Origin of the sequence: Streptomyces sp. NBC_00102 (assembly GCF_026343115.1) — a bacterium.
Classification (GTDB): domain Bacteria; phylum Actinomycetota; class Actinomycetes; order Streptomycetales; family Streptomycetaceae; genus Streptomyces.
Genome location: NZ_JAPEMC010000001.1, coordinates 3,870,915 through 3,888,214, shown reverse-complemented (window position 1 = coordinate 3,888,214; position 17,300 = coordinate 3,870,915). Strand labels below are relative to the sequence as shown.

14 protein-coding genes are annotated in these 17,300 nt (G+C 73.7%); 5 read left to right on the top strand and 9 right to left on the bottom strand.

Going from position 1 to position 17,300, the window contains the following annotated elements; translation table 11 throughout:
* The first annotated feature begins 211 nt into the window (after positions 1-211).
* From OHA55_RS17315 to dapE, 3 genes are all read left to right on the top strand, one after another.
* Positions 212-979: a thioesterase II family protein gene (locus OHA55_RS17315; protein WP_266707296.1), complete on the top strand. Its 768-nt coding sequence runs from the start codon at positions 212-214 to the stop codon at positions 977-979.
* 459 nt (positions 980-1,438) lie between these two features.
* Complete coding sequence (locus tag OHA55_RS17310) at positions 1,439-2,911, top strand: amino acid permease (protein WP_266707294.1); 1,473 nt, start codon at positions 1,439-1,441, stop codon at positions 2,909-2,911.
* A complete protein-coding gene (gene dapE, locus OHA55_RS17305; RefSeq protein ID WP_266707292.1) occupies positions 2,908-4,002 on the top strand; it encodes a succinyl-diaminopimelate desuccinylase in 1,095 nt (364 codons plus the stop codon). Before OHA55_RS17310 ends, dapE begins: the two co-directional genes overlap by 4 nt.
* A gap of 43 nt (positions 4,003-4,045) precedes the next feature.
* On the opposite strand, the gene OHA55_RS17300 is transcribed toward dapE, so the two are convergent.
* The gene (locus OHA55_RS17300) at positions 4,046-5,596 is read right to left on the bottom strand and encodes a CdaR family transcriptional regulator (RefSeq protein ID WP_266707290.1); all 1,551 of its coding nucleotides are present in this window, start codon (positions 5,594-5,596) and stop codon (positions 4,046-4,048) included.
* A 261-nt stretch (positions 5,597-5,857) separates the two neighbouring features.
* Between OHA55_RS17300 and OHA55_RS17295 the strand changes: the two genes are divergently transcribed.
* Positions 5,858-6,715 (top strand): chorismate synthase, encoded by an 858-nt coding sequence (locus tag OHA55_RS17295; RefSeq protein ID WP_266707288.1) that lies wholly within the window; start codon positions 5,858-5,860, stop codon positions 6,713-6,715.
* Positions 6,712-7,833, top strand: a complete 1,122-nt coding sequence (gene menC / locus OHA55_RS17290) for an o-succinylbenzoate synthase (protein WP_266707286.1) — start codon at positions 6,712-6,714, stop codon at positions 7,831-7,833. Before OHA55_RS17295 ends, menC begins: the two co-directional genes overlap by 4 nt.
* 110 nt (positions 7,834-7,943) lie before the next feature.
* Here the strand turns inward: menC and OHA55_RS17285 are convergent, their stop codons facing one another.
* From OHA55_RS17285 to OHA55_RS17250, 8 genes are all read right to left on the bottom strand, one after another.
* Positions 7,944-9,500 carry a zinc ribbon domain-containing protein gene (locus OHA55_RS17285; protein ID WP_266707284.1) on the bottom strand — a complete coding sequence of 519 codons (1,557 nt, stop codon included), beginning with the start codon at positions 9,498-9,500 and terminating at the stop codon, positions 7,944-7,946.
* Complete coding sequence (locus OHA55_RS17280; RefSeq protein ID WP_266707282.1) at positions 9,497-10,063, bottom strand: phage tail protein; 567 nt, start codon at positions 10,061-10,063, stop codon at positions 9,497-9,499. Before OHA55_RS17280 ends, OHA55_RS17285 begins: the two co-directional genes overlap by 4 nt.
* Positions 10,060-12,054, bottom strand: coding sequence for a putative baseplate assembly protein (locus OHA55_RS17275; protein WP_266707280.1), 1,995 nt, complete (start codon positions 12,052-12,054; stop codon positions 10,060-10,062). Before OHA55_RS17275 ends, OHA55_RS17280 begins: the two co-directional genes overlap by 4 nt.
* Positions 12,054-12,497, bottom strand: a complete 444-nt coding sequence (locus tag OHA55_RS17270) for a GPW/gp25 family protein (RefSeq protein WP_266707278.1) — start codon at positions 12,495-12,497, stop codon at positions 12,054-12,056. Before OHA55_RS17270 ends, OHA55_RS17275 begins: the two co-directional genes overlap by 1 nt.
* Before the next feature lie 34 nt (positions 12,498-12,531).
* On the bottom strand, positions 12,532-14,427 hold the full coding sequence (locus OHA55_RS17265) for a VgrG-related protein (protein ID WP_266707276.1): 1,896 nt from the start codon (positions 14,425-14,427) through the stop codon (positions 12,532-12,534).
* Positions 14,427-15,152, bottom strand: coding sequence for a LysM peptidoglycan-binding domain-containing protein (locus tag OHA55_RS17260; protein WP_266707274.1), 726 nt, complete (start codon positions 15,150-15,152; stop codon positions 14,427-14,429). The genes OHA55_RS17265 and OHA55_RS17260 overlap by 1 nt, the downstream gene beginning before the upstream one ends.
* Before the next feature lie 14 nt (positions 15,153-15,166).
* Positions 15,167-15,592, bottom strand: coding sequence for a phage tail protein (locus OHA55_RS17255; protein ID WP_266707272.1), 426 nt, complete (start codon positions 15,590-15,592; stop codon positions 15,167-15,169).
* A 117-nt stretch (positions 15,593-15,709) separates the two neighbouring features.
* Positions 15,710-16,672 (bottom strand): hypothetical protein, encoded by a 963-nt coding sequence (locus OHA55_RS17250; RefSeq protein ID WP_266707270.1) that lies wholly within the window; start codon positions 16,670-16,672, stop codon positions 15,710-15,712.
* Between the last annotated feature and the right edge of the window lie 628 nt (positions 16,673-17,300).

Genomic DNA, 17,300 nt, shown 5'->3' with positions numbered 1-17,300 from the left:
GGGGCCGCAGGACGACGTGCGAACGCTGACCCCGGCACGGTTCCCCCGGGAGCGGGTGGGCATCGATCAAGAGCGGGACGCCGTACGGAGTCTCCGTACGGGATGCTGGGCACGGTGCCGTGCCGAACGCCGCGCGGAGGCCCGGGGAACCGCGCGCGGAAGGCGTCCCGGCACGGGAAGAGCAAGCGAACGGACGGGAAGAGACAGCGACATGACCGCACCGCACACGGGGGCCGACGCCTGGCTCCGCCGCTACCACCCCGCCGACGCGGACGCCGTCACCCTGGTGTGCTTCCCGCACGCCGGAGGATCCGCGGGCTATTTCCACCCGTTCTCGGCGGCCCTGGCACCCTCCGTCGCCGTGGTGGCCGTCCAGTACCCGGGGCGGCAGGACCGCCTCGGCGAGCCCTGCGTCGAGGACCTCGGCGAGCTCGCCGAGGCCGTGCAGCGGCAACTGCGCACGCTCTGCGGACCGTTGGCCTTCTTCGGCCACAGCATGGGCGCCTCTATCGCCTTCGAGGTGGCCCGGCGGCGGGAACTGGCGGGCGAGGAAGCACCGTTGATGCTCTTCGTCTCCGGCCGCCGCGCCCCGGACACCCGCCGCGCGGCGACGGAGCCGGTCCACTCACTGGACGACGCGGGTCTCCTCGCCCGGATCAAGCGGCTCGGCGGCACCCACACCCAGCTCCTGGACGACCCCGAGCTCGTCGATCTGGTGCTCCCCGCCGTCCGGGGCGACTATCGCGCCGTCGAGAGCTACCACTGCCCGCCCGGCACCGTCCTCCGCTCACCGCTCACCGTGCTGACCGGCACCGAGGACCCGCTCACGACGGCAGAGGAGGCCGACGCCTGGCGCCGGCACACCTCCGCAGCCTGCACCGTGCACACCTTCCCCGGCGGCCACTTCTTCCTGGAGCCGGAGTCCCGGGCCGTGATCGCGACGGTCTCCGGCGCCCTGGCGGGCCTCACCGTCCGATAGCCGCCGGGTGGGGCTTGCCGGTGCTCGGTGCCGGCGTCGGCAGCCCTCGGCCGGCCGTGGAGTACGTCACGTCCGTCCACGGCCACGCCGGGGTTCCTCGCGCGCCCGCACGGCCCTCCTCGCTCCTCCCCGGCCGGCGGCCGCCCCGGGGAGCCGGAGGGACGGGCCCGGAGTACGGTCGTCGGGCGGACCGCCCAGCAGGACCGTGCCGCCGCCGAGTTGGCCACGGTCTGCCAGGACGCCCTGCCCCGAAGGCTCCGCGGTCCGGCCCGCCGCCAGGGAGCCGCCGAAGCGGATTCACTCGTTCCGCGGAACCGGTCCGCACCTCCCGCCGCAGCCCCTTTGGCCGAAACGCCAAAGGGGTCGCTCGCTTTCTGGCGGATATTCTCACCCCCGCACGGTCGCCACTCAGCATCATCGGGTCGACCACCACCAACGCGGGACGAGAGGAGCGGTGCCATGGAGACGGTCCGGACGATGCCGGGCAACGGTCCCGGTGGCGGCCTGAAGCACAGGCTGACCAGACGGCAGGACGTGTCCTCCGAAGTACCCGCAGGCGGTGAGCTGCGGCGCACCATGGGCATGTGGCAGCTGACCCTGCTCTCCGTCGGCGCCACCCTCGGCACCGGCATCTTCGTCGTCCTCGGCGAGGCGGTGCCCGAGGCGGGCCCCGCGATCATCGTGTCCTTCGTCCTGGCCGGCGTCACCGCGCTCTTCTCGGCCCTGTCGTACGCGGAGCTCGCGGGCATGATCCCCCGCGCCGGTTCCTCGTACAGCTACACCTACGCCACGCTCGGGGAGCTCGTCGCCTGGATCTGCGGCTGGTGTCTCATCCTGGAGTACGGGGTGTCGGTCGCGGCGGTGGCCGTGGGCTGGGGCCAGTACGTGAACGAGCTGCTCGACCTGGTCTTCGGCGTCACCCTGCCCGACGCGCTCAGCGCTCCGCCCGGCGCCGGCGGGGTCGTCAACGTCCCGTCCGCCGTCATCGTGCTCCTCTCCATGGTGGTGCTGCTGCGCGGCGCCAAGGAGAGCGCGGTCGCCAACGTCGTCATGGTGGGCGTGAAGGTGGCCGCCCTGGTGATGTTCTGCGCCGTCGCCTTCACCGCGTTCCGCGCGGGCAACTTCCACCCGCTCTTCCCGCTCGGCGCCGCCGGGATGAGCGCGGGCGCCGCCTCGCTCTTCTTCTCGTACATCGGCTTCGACGCCGCCTCCACGGCCGGCGAGGAGGCGAAGAACCCGCAGCGCGACCTGCCGCGCGCCATCATCCTCTCGCTCGCCCTGGTCACGCTCCTCTACGTCGTGGTCGCCGTGGCCGCGCTCGGCGCCATGCCGTGGAACCTCTTCGAAGGGACCGAGGCCACCCTCAGCGAGGTGCTCGTCCATGCCGTCGGCGGCGGCAGCCTCTGGCCGATCCTGCTGTCGATCGGCGCGGTCGTGGCGACCACCAGCGTCGTGCTCACCGTCCAGTACGGGCAGATCCGCATCCTGTTCTCCATGTCGCGCGACGGCCTGGTGCCGCCCGTCTTCTCCCGGGTCCACGCGAAGAGCGGAGTGCCGCGCGCCAACACGGTGATCGTCTCCTCGTTCATCGCCGTACTCGCCGCGCTCGTCCCGCTCGGCAGCCTCGCCGACGCCACCAGCATCGGCACGCTGTTCGCGTTCGCCCTGGTCAACGTCGCCGTGATCCTGCTGCGCCGCCGCAACCCCGACGCGCCCCGCAGTTTCCGGGTGCCGTTCTCGCCGGTGGTCCCGGTGCTCGGCGTGATCTGCTGCGTGTACATGCTCTTCAGCCTCGGCTCGGACACCTGGATCACCTTCGGGGTGTGGATGCTGGTCGGACTGGCCGTGTACGGGCTCTACGGCATCAAGCACTCCGCGCTGAACGGTACGAAGGCCCGGGCGCAAGCACTCTCCGAGGAACACCGGTCATGACATCCGCACCCGCACCCCTCGACCTCACCACCGACGTCGTCGGACTGACCCGCTCCCTCGTCGACCTGCCCTCCGAGAGCGGCGAGGAGGGCCCCCTCGCGGACGCCGTCGAGGCGGCCCTGCGCGCCCTGCCGCACCTGAGTGTGGAGCGGATCGGCCACTCCGTCGTCGCCCGCACCACGCTCGGCCGCCCCGAGCGGGTCATCCTCGCCGGCCACCTCGACACCGTCCCGGCCGCGGACAACCTGCCCGCCCGGCTCGACGGCGAGCTGCTGTACGGGCTCGGCGCCTGCGACATGAAGGGCGGCGTCGCCGTGGCCCTTCGGCTGGCCGCCGCGCTCACCGCGCCGGTCCGCGACATCACCTACGTGTTCTACGAGTGCGAGGAGGTCGAGGGCGACCGCAACGGGCTGCACCGCATCGCCGCCGAACGCCCCGGGCTGCTGCTCGACGCCGACCTCGCGATCCTGATGGAGCCGTCCGACGCGGGTGTCGAGGCCGGCTGCCAGGGCGTGCTGAGCGCCGACATCACCGTGCGGGGCGCCCGCGCCCACACCGCGCGGGCCTGGATGGGCGTCAACGCCGCGCACCGTGCGGCGGCGGTGCTCCAGCGCCTGGCCGACCACACCCCGGAGCGGGTGGTCATCGACGGGCTGGAGTACCGGGAAGGGCTGAGCGCCGTCCAGGTCCGGGCCGGGGTGGCCGGGAACGTCGTCCCCGACACCTGCGTCATCTCCCTCAACGCCCGCTTCGCGCCGAGTCGTTCGCCCAAGGAGGCGGAGGAGTACGTGCGGTCCCTCTTCCCGGCGGCCGAGTTCCCGCCGGAGGACTACGCGTTCGTGGTGACGGAAGCCGTGGCGGGTGCCCGGCCCGGCCTGGAGCACCCGGCGGTCGCCTCGCTGGTCGCCGTACTCGGCGCCGAGCCGCGCCCCAAACTGGGCTGGACCGACGTGGCCCGCTTCACCGAGCTGGGCGTGCCCGCACTGAACTTCGGCCCGGGCGATCCCTCTCTGGCGCACACGCCGGGGGAGTTCGTCCCGGTGGCCCAGCTCGCGCGGTGCGAGGAACAGCTGGCCGCCTGGCTGAGCTGAGCCGATCGGGCCGGGCCGTCCCTGCGCTGCCCGGCCCGCCTGCTCAGACCGCGCCCGCCAGCCGGGCGCTCAGCCAGAACACCAGCCGCTCGTCGGGGTCGTCCAGGTCCAGGCCCACCTGCTCCCTGGCCTGCCTCAGGCGGTAGCGGCAGGTGTTGGGGTGCACGGCGAGCCGCTCCGCCGCGCCCGCCATGTCGCACCCCGCGTCGAGCCAGGCGAGCACCGTGCGGGCGTACTCCGTGCCGTGCGCCGCGTCGTGCGCCACCGCCCGCGCCCAGGCGCCGCCCTCGAACTCCCGCCGCCCGGAGACCAGTTCACCCAGGCGCAGCAGGGTCACCCGGGCCCGTACGTCCTCCACCAGCGCGACCGGGCGCTCCGCGTCGACGCAGCGCAGCACCAGGTCGGCGTCCTCCCGGGACTCCGCCACCCTGGCGAGCCCCGCGACCACCGCCCCGAGCCCGCCGCGTACGGGCATCCGCAGGGCCTGCCCGGCCCGGTCCACGATGTCCTGCGCGAGCTGCCGGTGCCGGGCCGCGCCGCGTTCGCCGAGCGCGGGGAGCAGGGCGTACACGACCCCGTCGACGAGGACGCAGGCGTGCCGCCCGTAACGGGCCTCGCAACTCAGCCGTACCAGGTCGAGCAGGCGCAGCGCCGTCTGCTCGACGTCGGGCGCGGTGCTGGCCCCGGCCGGTACGAACGCCGCCACCCGCACCGGATCGGCGCCCGCGCCCAGCCCGAGGCGGTGCGCGGCGGTGGCCGGGTCGGCCGTGCCGTCCAGCACCCGGCGCAGCAGGTCGCCGCCGAGGTGGCGGGCCAGTTCCTGGGCGGCGCGGGCCCGCAGCAGCAACAGGGCCGCCGTGGAGGCGCCCTGGGCGAGGGCGTCCTCCGCGTCGGGGGCGAGGCCGCCGCCGTCGACGACCCAGATCGACCCGAGCGTCTCGCCGCCCGCCCTCACGGCGACCGCGATCCGGGGCAGGTTGTCGGCGTCGAGAGCCGGCAGCCGCAGGGGTGCGGGGGCGGCGAACATGGCCCGGTACTGCGCGTCGTTCTCCGGGCTGTCGGGGACCTGGAGGCCGAGGATGCCCTGCCTGCGGTCCTCGTCCACCGCCTGTCCGGGCACGGTCGAGTAGGCCAGGATGCGCTGGCGCGGGTCCTCGATGGCGGTGGCCCCGCCGGCCGCCGCGGCGACGGCGTCGGCCAGCGCGAACAGGTCCCCGGCGGCGGAGGGCGTGCCGCCCGCGCGTGCGCCGACGGCCGAGGAGAGCATCAGGTGGACCCGGTGCCAGGCTGCGTCCTCGTCGACCGCGAGCAGCGCGATCCCGGCCCGCTCGGCCGCTTCGGCGGGCCCGTCCGCGCCGCGTACGACCACGGCCGCCATCTCCGCGGCGGCGGCCGCCCGCAGCAGGGGCCCGGCCGCCGGGGGGCGTACCCCGACCGCGAGGAGGACGGCGCCGGGGGCGTGCGGCAGCGCCGCTTCCGCGTCGTGGAGCAGGATCTCGCCGACCGGCACCCCGAGCCCGCGCGGCGAGGCGACGGCCCGTACGGACGACCCGCCGAGGACGTCGAGCAGATCGCTGAGGGTGGGGGCGTCCATGGGGGCCTCTCGGGTCTCGGGTCTCGCTCCGCCGTTCGCGGGTTGGCGGGGGGGCGCGGCTTCACGGGTTCACGGGTTCGGTGGTTCGCGGGTTCGCGGGTTGGCGGGTTGGCGGGTTCGCAGCACACCGGCCGGCCCGGAGGAAGCGGGGCATCACCGGACGCACCGCCCGACCGCCTTTGGCCGATCACCACACGACTCTAGGTCGCTCTTGTCCCGTCGGACAACCGGTTCCGGGACCGGCGCGCGGAGACTCGAACCATGACAGCGACACCCTCAGTACGCGAGCACGCCGCAGCCGCCGCGCTCTCGGCCGGCGTCACCACCCGCACCGTCCACGACGTGGCCGGTATCGCGGCCGTCGCCGACTTCTTCAGCGACGTGTGGCAGACCCCGCGCAGCACCCCGCCCTACCCGGCGGAGGTGCTGCACAGCCTCGTGCACGCGGGCGGCGCCGTGCACGCCGCGTACACCGGGCAGGGCGAGTTGTGCGGTGCGGCCGTCGCCGTGTTCGGGGAGCCGTCGGCGCTGGACGTGTACTCCTTCGTGGCCGCCGCCCGCACCAGCGACCGGGGCGTCGGACTCGCCGTGAAGCAGGCGCAGCGCGTCTGGGCGCTCGACCGCGGGGCCCGCACCATGCGCTGGACCTTCGACCCGCTGGTGGGCCGTAACGCCCGCTTCAACCTGGTCAAACTGGGCGCCGCGGGCACCGAGTACCTCGTGGACTTCTACGGCCCGATGACCGACGGCCTCAACGACGGCGACGAGAGCGACCGCCTCACCGTCACCTGGGACCTGACCGCGAAGGACCGTACGGCGGACGGAGCCGACGAGCCCGCCGGGACCTCCGGCGCGGGTGCGTCCGCCGTCCTGGCCACGGCCCCCGACGGCGCCCCGCTCGCCGTCCACGAAGGGGACACCCTCCGCTGCCGCGTCCCCGGCGACATCGTGGAGCTGCGCGCCGCCGACCCCGCGCTCGCGCTGCGCTGGCGCCACGCCGTCCGCGAGGTCTTCACGAAGGCGTTCGCCGACGGGTACACCGCGACCTCGATGTCCCGCGACGGCTGGTACACCCTCACCCGCACCGCCCCGCACGCCCAGGAAGGCACCCCGGCATGAAGCTGGAACACGTCGAACTCCTCCACGTCGCCATCCCCCTGGTCACCCCGTTCCGGACCTCCTTCGGAACGATGACCACTAAGGACACCTTCCTGCTCCACGTCGTCACCGACGAGGCGGAGGGCTGGTCCGAGTTCGCCGCCGACCCGGAGCCGCTGTACTGCTCCGAGTACGTCTCCGGCGCCGAGACCGTGATCCGCGACTTCCTGCTGCCCCGCGTCACCGCCCGGCCGAACCTGACGACCGCCGCCCTCGCCCCCGGCATGGCGAAGGTCAAGGGGCACGAGCTGGCGAAGGCCGCCCTGGAGACGGCCGTCCTCGACGCCGAGCTGCGGGCCCACGAGATGTCCCTCGCCACCTACCTCGGAGCCGTCCGCGACCGGGTGCCCGCCGGGGTGTCCGTCGGCATCAAGGACTCGGTCCCCGCCCTCCTGGACGACGTGGCGGGCTACCTCGCCGAGGGGTACGTCCGGATCAAGCTGAAGATCGAACCCGGCTGGGACGTCGAGCCCGTCCGCGCGGTCCGGGAACGCTTCGGCGACGAGCTGCCGCTCCAGGTGGACGCCAACACCGCGTACACCCTGGCCGACGCCGAACACCTGCGCCGCCTGGACGAGTTCGGCCTGCTGCTCATCGAGGAGCCGCTGGAGGAGAACAACCTCCACGCCCACGCACTCCTCCAGCGCCGCATCGCCACCCCTGTCTGCCTGGACGAGTCGCTGCACAACGCCCGCGACACTGCCTCCGCCATCGCCATGGACGCCTGCCGGGTCGTCAACATCAAGCCCGCCCGCGTCGGCGGCTACCTGGAGGCCCGCCGCCTGCACGACGTCGCCGCGGCGCACGGTGTGCCCGCCTGGTGCGGCGGCATGCTGGAGACCGGCATCGGCCGCGCCCCCAACCTGGCGCTCGCCGCCCTCCCCGGCTGCACCCTCCCCGGCGACACCTCGGCCTCCAGCCGCTACTTCGCCGAGGACATCACCGAGCCGTTCGTCCTCCAGGACGGCCACCTCCCGGTCCCCACCACCCCCGGCATCGGCATCACCCCGCTCCCCGACGCCCTGCACCGCTTCACCACGGCACGGCGGGACCTGTACGGGGGTTCGGCGGGGCGGTGATTCCGGGGCGACGCCCTGTCGTCCGTCCCGGACGAGCCGAAGCCCGGTACGGACAACTTCCGTACCGGGCTTCGGCCATGATCTCCCGGCTCTCCGGGAGACCGAGGGGATCAGTTGTCGCCGTTGTGCGAGGGGCCGAAGAACTCGATCTCGGCGAAGGCCACTTGCTTCTTCGCGGAGGTGTGGTAGGCGGACACGACGGTGAAGCGCACCTTGGTGACGTCGTCGAAGCGGAAGTTCCGGGTCTGGCCGCCCGCACCGTCGTCCAGGACGAGTTCGCGGTGGGTGACCTTGCCGCTGGACTGGGTGATCGTGACGTCGACGCGGTGCGGGAGCGCCTGCTCGGTGTTCTGGTCGGCGCGCTTCGAGACGCCCGGCATCACGATCACGTTCAGCAGGCGGGTCGGCGAGTCGAAGCCCGCCTCGATCCACTGGCCCTTGCCCGACTCGGACACCCCGGGGCCCCACCAGGTGTTGTTGAGTTTGTCGAAGGTCGAATCGGGCTTGTGTCCGGGGTAGGAGCGGGACGCCGAGACGTGGTCCGGCGAGACGGGGGCCCGCTTGGAGAAGTGGTCGCGGGTCGCCCGGACACCGTCGGGGACGTGGACGGCCGCCACGATCACCAGGGTCACCACGATCGCCGCGCCCACCCAGCCCAGTACGCGGTCGAAGGCGCGGCGCACCCGGGGGCGGTCGCCCGCCCACGGGGTCTCACGGGTCCGGGTGTTGAGCATCCGGCGCCACCACGGCAGCCGGCTGGGGTCCACGTGCCGGTCGCCCGCCATGGGCATCGCGCAGCGGACGCAGTAGTGCCGGTCGTGCCGGTTCGGGGTGCTGCACCAGGGGCAGGGCGTGCCGCCGTCCACACCGAGTTGCTCGCCCGGGGCGTGTACGGCCTGGGGGCGCTGTGGGGCCGGCCGGCCGGGCAGGACCGGGGCCGCGGTGGGTTCCGCGGCGGGTCCGGGGTCGGCGACCGGGACGATGAGGCGGCGGGCCCGGTCCGACATCTCCCGGTCGTCCGCGCCTGCGGCGGCCCCTGCGCCGGCTCCTGCGGCCGGCCAGTCGTCCGCCGCTCCCGCCGTTCCTCCGGACGGCCAGTCGTCCGCCGCTCCCGCCCTTCCTCCGGACGGCCAGTCGTCGTCCACGGCTCCTCCGTCGGCCCTCCTGGCCGCCATCCTGGCCGCCCAGTCGTCCGTCACCCCCGGGACCTCCTGGGTGTCGGACTCTTCGCGGTCCTCGTCCGCGCCGCCCCCGGAGGGCCGGGTGCGCTCCGCCGGGGCCGCGTGCCCGTCGTCGTACGGGCCACTGCGAGGGGAGCCGCCGTGGGCGAGGGGCTCGGAGTCCTGCGGCCGCCGTGACTGCCGGGGCAGCCCGGCACCGCCGCCGGTCCGGGCGAAGGCGTCCCAGCCGGGCCCGGCGGGCGACGGGCCGTCGGCCGGGGCGGAGGGGGAAGAGGCAGCCGAGGAGGCCGAAGACGCGGCGAACGACGGCTCCGGCGCCTCGCCGGAGGCCGTACCGGCGCCTGTGCCGTGGCCGCGGGCGCCGTCGGCGGCACCCGCGGGGGTCCCCGAGCGGTCGGCCCAGCTCAGTACGGCCCCGCACGCGTCGCAGAACGACAGGCCCGGTTCCGCGCGGGTGCCGCATTCGGCGCAGTTCTGCGTGGTCATTTCTCCGAGGTCCTTTCGGACGGGTCGCCGGCGGTCACCTGGACCGTGTACGGCATGTGGGCGGGCCGGGCGGCGGCCACGATGCCGTCCAGGCGGTAGTGGTCCGCCGTGGTCGGATCGGGCAGCCTGAGGTGTACGTGCAGATGGGGGCGCGGGGTGCCGGGGATCGGCCCCAGCGGGCGGGCCGTCCAGTCGGCGGCGCCGCTCTCGCTGATCTCCGGTTCGACGCCGAAGGCGAGCCGGACCGTTTCGGACAGGCCGCGCCGGGTGCCGCGGATGCGGTGCAGATACGCGGCGGTCGCCACGGCGGCACGCAGCAGCGGCTCCGGTTCGGTGCCGTCGGTCTCCGCGCCGACCCAGCCGGTCAGCCACCGGGCGTAGTCCAGGGGTGCCAGCGACGGCCGGAAGTAGGAGTCGATGCAGTCCAGCGCGGTGTGGATGGGCGCGAACACGTCGTCGAGACCGGCGACGAAGCGCAGGGCGAGGTCGTCGTCGGCGAAGACCCCGGGCAGCATCGCGCCGATCGGCGAGGACGAACCGAGTCCGTCGACCGAGCCCCTCATCCGCGGGTTCCGCCGTTCCGGTCGTTGTCCGTGGAGGTGTCCCCGATCACCCGGACGCGGTGGTCGTAGGAGAACACCAGGGACGGGGCAGACAGGTCGATGCGGTTCGTCGCCTCGCCGCGCTTTCCGGTCAGCGGGTCGGCGGGGTAGAGCACGACCTCGTCCACCAGCTCGACGCCGGGGATCCGCTGGAGAACGGCGAATGCCTCGCCGGCCTGCACGGGCCGTCCGAACGGCCAGCCCTTGCCGTCGGCCCCGCCGGTCAGCGGGTCGAGGTGCTGGTAGAGGGCGTCGTGCACCCGTCGGCGTACCAGGTCGGTGTCGACACCCCGGAAGGCGTGCACGGTGGCGACGACGGTGACGCCCTGGTAGAACGGCGGGCCGACCGCCAACCGGGTCCCGATCAGGCGGCGTTCGTCCAGGTGACGGGTGATGCGTTCCAACAGGGCGTCACCAGGGACCAGTTGCTCGAACCGGAGTCGGCCACCCGGGTCGGGTACGGCCTGCGGCACCACCAACACCCTTACCGCGTAGGCGCCGTACTCGGACTCCTCGCCCTCCAGGCAGGTGATGCGGGCGGTCTCGGGGGCGGCGCGGCGGGCGAGCTCCTCGTAGTCGCGCAGGGTCACCGCGCGCTCCTGGGCGCGCAGCGTGACCGGGGCGCGGACCTTCGCCTCCTCGACCGTCTCACCGTCCACTCCGCCGCGCGCCGCCTCACGGTTGACGACCTCGGAGACGTACGGGATGGAGGTGCGCAGGACCTGTACGGCGCCGCGGGCGACGTTGCCCGCCCTGCCGCCGCCGGTGCGGTAGCGGCGGGCGCGTACGGGTGAGCCCTTGGGGGCCGCCATCCCGTACTGGCGCAGCGAGCCGTCGGCCTCGCGCACCGCGGGGCCGAAGGCGATCTCGCCGGTGGCGGCGTCCACGGTGATGTGGCGGTCGTACGGGCCCGAGGCCGCGAAGTGCGGGACTACCTCCCAGTCCGTCCAGCCCTCCTGCTCGGCGGTCTGCAGCAGGACCGGCGGGGTGTCGCCGACCACGGGGCCGTGCGCGAGCCGGAGCCGCTGTCCCGGCAGCCCGTTGGACTCGCCGAGCGCCTCGTCGTAGACCGTCTCGGCGTGGACGACGGGGGCGGTGCCGCCGATGGTGAAGCCCTCGGCGGACCGGATGGTGGGCGAGGTGGTGTAGAAGGGCTGGCCGGGCTGGGGTTCGGTGACCCGGCACCGCAGCCAGCCGGCCTCCTGGCCCGCGTTGCGGGAGAGCACGTGTCCGCCGGGGACGTGCAGGACGACCTCGCCGGGCCGGTTGAGACCGCCGGTGCCGTCCCGGTCGACCTCGCAGAGCCGCCAGCCGTCCTCGGTCCACGCCTCCCAGACCAGGGGAGGCTGCCGCGGGTCCACACCGACACCGTCGACCCGGCTGTCCAGCTCCAGGGCGACCGCGCAGTGCGGCACCGCGCTGGTCAGGCCCAGCAGCATGGAGTCGCCCGGGGAGGGCGACTCGGCGAAGCAGAGCACGTCCTTGCCGTCGTCGGCGAGATCGTGGGTACGGTCCAGCGCCGCCTCGCCCCGCCGCTGCACCAGTAGATGACTCAATCCGCTGTTCCAGACGACGAGTTCACGCTCGGTGGCGAAGACGACCGCTTCCTCGTCGCCGGTACGGGGGGTGGCGACCTCGGTGCCGAGCTGGACGGTCACCGGCTCCTCCTGCGGCGCCGAGAGCCAGAAGGTCACCTCCGTACGCGCCGCGGAGGGCGGGAACAGGGTGATGCCGACCAGGTCGAGGAAGGCCAAGTGGTTCTTGTCCGGGACCCGGTTGAGCCGGTAGACGATCTCGTCGGCCATGTGCGCGACCGTCTCGACGAGGGTGATGCCCGGGTCGGAGACGTTGTGGTCGGTCCACTCCGGGGCGCGCTGCTGGATGTAGCGCTTGGCGTCGTCGACGAACTGCTGGAAGCGGCGGTCGTCGAGGTTGGGGGAGGGGAGGGCCATCAACGGTCGCTTTCGGGAGAGTTGCCCAGGCGGGGGCCGGCGTCGGGCTCCTCGTGGGACGGGATGACGTAGAACGGGAAGACCAGGCTGCGGGGGTTGTTGGTGCCGCGGATCGAGTAACGGACGTCGATGTAGAGGACGCTCTGGTCGTTGCCGACGGTCACCTCGACGTCGTCGACCTCGATGCGCGGCTCCCAGCGGTCCAGGCTGACGTAGACCTCGTGCTGGATGCGGCCCGCGGTCTGCTCGTTGACCGGCGCGAACACCAGGTCCTGGATGGCGCATCCGAAGTCCGGCCGCATCGGCCGCTCCCCGGGCGCCGTCGACAGGACGAGCCTGATCGCCTCTTCGATCTCCCGTTCCCCGCTGACCAGGGCGATCCCGCCGGTGGGTCCGATGCGCAGGGGGAACGACCAGCCGGACCCGACGAACTGCTCGGCCATCAGACCTGCTCCTGCCTTCCGTTGAGGTTCTCGCTCATATGACCGGGATTCCGTTGGCCAGGAACGCCGGGGACGTGACCAGCGTCGTGGGAGCCTTGATCGTGGTGTTGACGGCGGAAGTGATCTGCACGGTTCCCCCACCGGTGAGCATCGCGGCGCCCACGGCGCTCATGTTCAGGGCGCCGACCGCGTTGAGCCCCAGCTCCCCCGCCGCCCTGACGTTGACCGCGCCGCCGCCGCTGATGCTGAGCGGGCCGCGGCTCTTGATGGTCAGGGCGCGCCCGGCACTGAGCGTCAGGTCCGTGCCCGCTTCCACCGACACCGACCGGCTGCCCGTGATCGTCACCGAACCCTTGCTGTCCACGGTGATCTCGGTCTTGGTCCGGTCCAGCTGGATGATCAGCCGCTCGTCGCCGGAGGCGAGCCGGACGCCCCGCTTACGGGCGCCGGTCTTCTGGCTGAGCAGGTCCATGCGGTTGCCTTCCCGGTCGGAGACGGTGTGCCGGACCGCCTTCTTCCGCGTGGCGTCGTGCAGCGGGACGTCCTTGACGGGGGTCGGCAGGTCCTTGCCGTTGTAGAGCCCGCCGATCACGAACGGGTGGTCCAGAGCGCCCCGGTCGAACCCGACGAGCACCTCGTCGTTGACGTCCAGCGGGAAGATCCCGCCCCCGGCGAGGCCGCCCATCTGCACGGTGCGCGTCCAGTCGCTGACGTAGGTGTCGTCCAGCCACGGGAACCGCAGCTTGACGCGCCCCTGCCTGAGCGGGTCGTTCACGTCGGTGACCAGGGCGTTGGCCACGCTGGGCAGCCGCGGCGCGGTCTCCGAACCGCCCGAGGTGAGCCCGTACAGCGAACGCCACTGGCGTCCGCTGACCGTCACCCAGGTCTCGTAGTGCTTGCCGTCGCCGAAGAGGTGGCGCACCGAGGTGACGGTGTACTTGCCCTCGAACGGCTTGCCCACGTCGGCCAGGGCGACCGGAACGCCCGGCCGCAGCTTGGGGTTCCCGCGCGCGACGACCTCCACCTCGGCGAACGAGGCGGTGATGTCGTCGGCGAGCGCCTCGGCGGCGAACTTCACCTCGGTCTGCTTGTCGTACGGAGTCGCCGTGTCCACCAGCGGGGCCACACCGAACTTCGTGGCGGCGGCGCCCGGCGTGGTGCCGATCGTGATGCCCGGGTTGGAGACCGCGGGCGAGAGAGCGGTGAGCTCCTTCTTCGTCGTGACGTCCCAGCCGCGCGCCTGGACCTTGCCGACCTGGTCGGCGGCGGTGACGGCGGCCCGCAGCCGCAGGATGTCGTGGCCCGCCTGCAGCACGAACGGGCTCTTGTCCCCGTCGGTGCTCGGTGAGGGCGCGCCCGAGGACGGCTTGGGGCGCACGAACTGGAACTTGCCCTTCGCGTCGACGGACATCACCATCTCGTTCTCGTCGGCGAGCCGCGCCAGGAAGTCCCAGTCGGTGACGTTGGACTGGCTGATGAACTCGTACACCGTCTTCGTCGCCTGGATCGTCCCGATCGGCACGCCGTCCTGGGCGGCCAGCTTCTTGGCGATGTCGGACGCGGTCTGGTTGGTGAACGCGGTCACCCGGCGGCGGCGCAGCAGCCGGTGCCCGAGGTCGTAGCCCCGGACGACGGCGAAGGTGCCGGTGCCGTCGTAGTCGACCTCCAGACCGGTGACCTCGCCGGTCAGCAGCGGGTCGCCGGCGCCCTTCCCGTCGGCGACCGGCGTGATGACCACGCTGCTGCCGAAGGTGACCCCGAGCTTGCCGAGGATCTTGCGGTACGGGTCACGGAAGGTGAGCCGGAACGCCGCCGGAACGCCCATTCCCTGGTCCACATGGCTGTCGACCAGGGAACTGGTCAGATCGGACGGGATCTTGGCGCCGTTGATCGTGACGTCGACGACGTTGGAGAAGGAGGCCCGCACCATCAGCCGCCCACCTCCTCGGCGGACGGCATGATCAGTTCGGTGCCTGACGGCAAGTGCCGTGGATCGTCGATGCCGTTGGCCTGGGCGATCGACCGCCAGGCCGCGGCGGTGCCGTACTCCCGCCAGGCCAGCGACTGCAACGAGTCACCCGCCACGACCCGGTGGACGCGCTGCGCGGTCAGCGCGCCGGACGTCGGGTTCTGGCCGCGGGTCTTGCTCGGGATCTCGTGCAACTGGAGCCGGCAGGTGGCCCGGATGGGGACGCCCGTGGTGCCGAAGACCGTGTAGGAGACGTCGACCGAGCTGATGTAGGCGGTGAACCGCGCCGTCGAGAACGACCCCCACTGGAAGACGACCCACGGCGGCGAGGGCTGCTTCGTGCCGATGCTCTTCAGGGTCACCTCGCAGCATTCGAGGAGCGACTCCACCTTCTTCAGCACGGTGTTGCCGGTCGGCTCGTCGGAGGAGTCGAGAAAGACCTCCAGGCCCATCTGCATGGCCTCGACGCCCATGAACTCCGGTCGCGCACCCGTCCGTTCGATCTGCGCCGGGGTCGCCTTCCACTGCGCGCGACGGCTCAGCGACAGCTGCGCCGGGTTGAAGTCGAAGGAGAACGTCTCCATGATCCCGCCGGGTGACGTGCTGTCGCCCACCGGAGGTTCGTGGATCGCCAGATGGGCGCGTACGAGGCTCTTGCCCGCGCCCTTGCTGCCCTTGGTGGCCACCGTGTCTCCGCCCCTCAGCCCGTGAATCCGTGGTGGGCGATCTCCAGGACCTCGGTCGCCACGGCCGGGCTCCCGGGGTCGAGGGTGGGCCCGGTCCACCGCACCGGCAGCACGTCGATGAGACCCCAGCTGGCGACCTCCGAACCGTCCGCGCGCAGCGCGGCGATCTGCGCGGTGGGCCGCTTGATCCCGGTCTGCACGGACGAGATCCACTTGGCGACCTTCGCCGTGTCCGGGGTCAGCGGGCGGGTCAGCCGGATCGTGGAGAAGGTGACCCGGGTCGGCAGCGCCCACACGAAGCCGTTGTTGCCGCCCTCCTGGTGGTGCTCGACCTCCACCTCGGACGCCAGCCCCTCGCACCCGTTGAAGTAGCCGAGGCTTTCGCCGTCGATGCTGAGGGAGAACCAGATGGTCGATCCCGGATCTTGGCTCGAGGGCATCGCGGCGGACCTTTCTTTCGGTGGTGGTTCGTACCGGTCGGGGTCGTCCCGGTGGCCGGATGGCTTGGGCGGTGTCCGCGTCCGTGGGGGTCGCGGTGTCGGTCGGGGCGGTGCCGGTCAGCGGCGTGGATCGCGGAGCTTGCCGATCCGCTCGCGGTCCAGGCGGAGTTCGGTCCGGATCAGCCGGGTGATCCGGCCGATGAGGCGGTGCGCGAGCTCGTCCAGCTGGAAGTCGGTGAGCGCCCGCGGGTCGAAGCCGCCGTCGGGCACCTCGGTGTAGCCCGGCGGTGGTGCCGAGGACCCGCCCGCGGTGTACGGGGGTGGCGGCCCGGCCGGGGTGTACGGAGGCGGCTCCGAGCCCGCAGGGGTGTACGGGGGCGGCGACCCGCCCGGTCGTGCGGGTGGCATGGCGAGGCTGCCCGCCACCGTGGCCGCCGCAGCGGCTGCCAGGGAGCCGATCGCCGACGAGCCGGCCTTCGTGGGAGTGGTTCCGCCGGACTTGTGGGACCGCCCCCAGAGCCGCTGGACGACCGGCATCGGGCCGGCCGGAGCGGCAGCGGGCGGGAGCGGCGCCACCGTGGCGGAGCCTCCACCGGGCGGCCGGGCCGCGAAAGCCGCCGCACCGCTCGGCGGCACCACCTTGGCGGGAGCGGCGACGCTGCGCTGAAGGGCGACCGGAAGCGGCTGGAGCGCGGTGGTCGCGAGCGGCTGGAGCGTGGCCGGGGGCGACTGGAGCGTGGCCGGGGCCGGTGGCAGCGCCGCCCGGGACAGCGCGGCCGACCCGGGCGGGGCCGCCGTCGTCGGAAACGCCGGGGCCGGGAACGCCGGTGCCGAGGCCACCTGGGCCGGGAACGCGGGGGCCGGAGACGGCGACGGCACGGCACCGGGCACGGCTGTCGGCAGGGGCGGCGGCGGCAGGGTCCTCGCGGAGTGCGGCCGCGCCGGGACCGCCCGCTGCACGACGGGGACGGGCGGGAGGCCGCGGGAGACCGGCTGGGGGTGCGCCGCCGTTGCCGGGGACGCCGTGGTGCGCCTGAGCTGCACGGGCATCGGAGCGGTGCCGGCGGGAACCGCGCTCACCGGGGCACCGACGGGCGAGCGCCGCGCCGCCCTCGAAGACGGGGACGGAGACGGAGACGGGCCGGGCGCCGGGGTCGGCCCGGTACCCGCGGACGGGACGGGGCCCTCGGGGACGGTTCCCGCGGTCGGGGCATGGGGGTGAGCAGCGGGGGCGGCCTGAGGTGCGGGGGTGTTCTGAGGTGCGGGGGCGGCCTGGGAGGAGACCGCACGCTGGACGGCCGGAGCCTGAGGCGGCACCGTCCCCCGGGCGCCAGGAACCGGTACGGAGCCCGCACGCTGGATGCCGGAAGCCGACGGGGCTGTCGCGGGCGCCCGCTGGACGCTCGGGACCGGCGAGGCCGCAGGCGTCGGCACGGAGGCGATCGGAGCCCCCAGCCCCGTGCGGGACGGCGGACGGGCGACGCTCCCCCGCACGGGGGGTACGCCGGAGGCGGCGGGCGGGCGGGCGCCGGTCGAAGGCCGGGCGGAGTCGTCGGCCCGGCCCGGAGTGCCGGAGGCGGTCGGGGCCGCCGTCGCGGTCGGCCGCACCGGGACATCCTCCGAGCGCGCCGCCTCCCGCTGGACCGGGTTGCCCGCCGGAGTGGGTACGCCGGGCTGGGCCGGGACGGTGGGCACCGGCGCCGCGGAC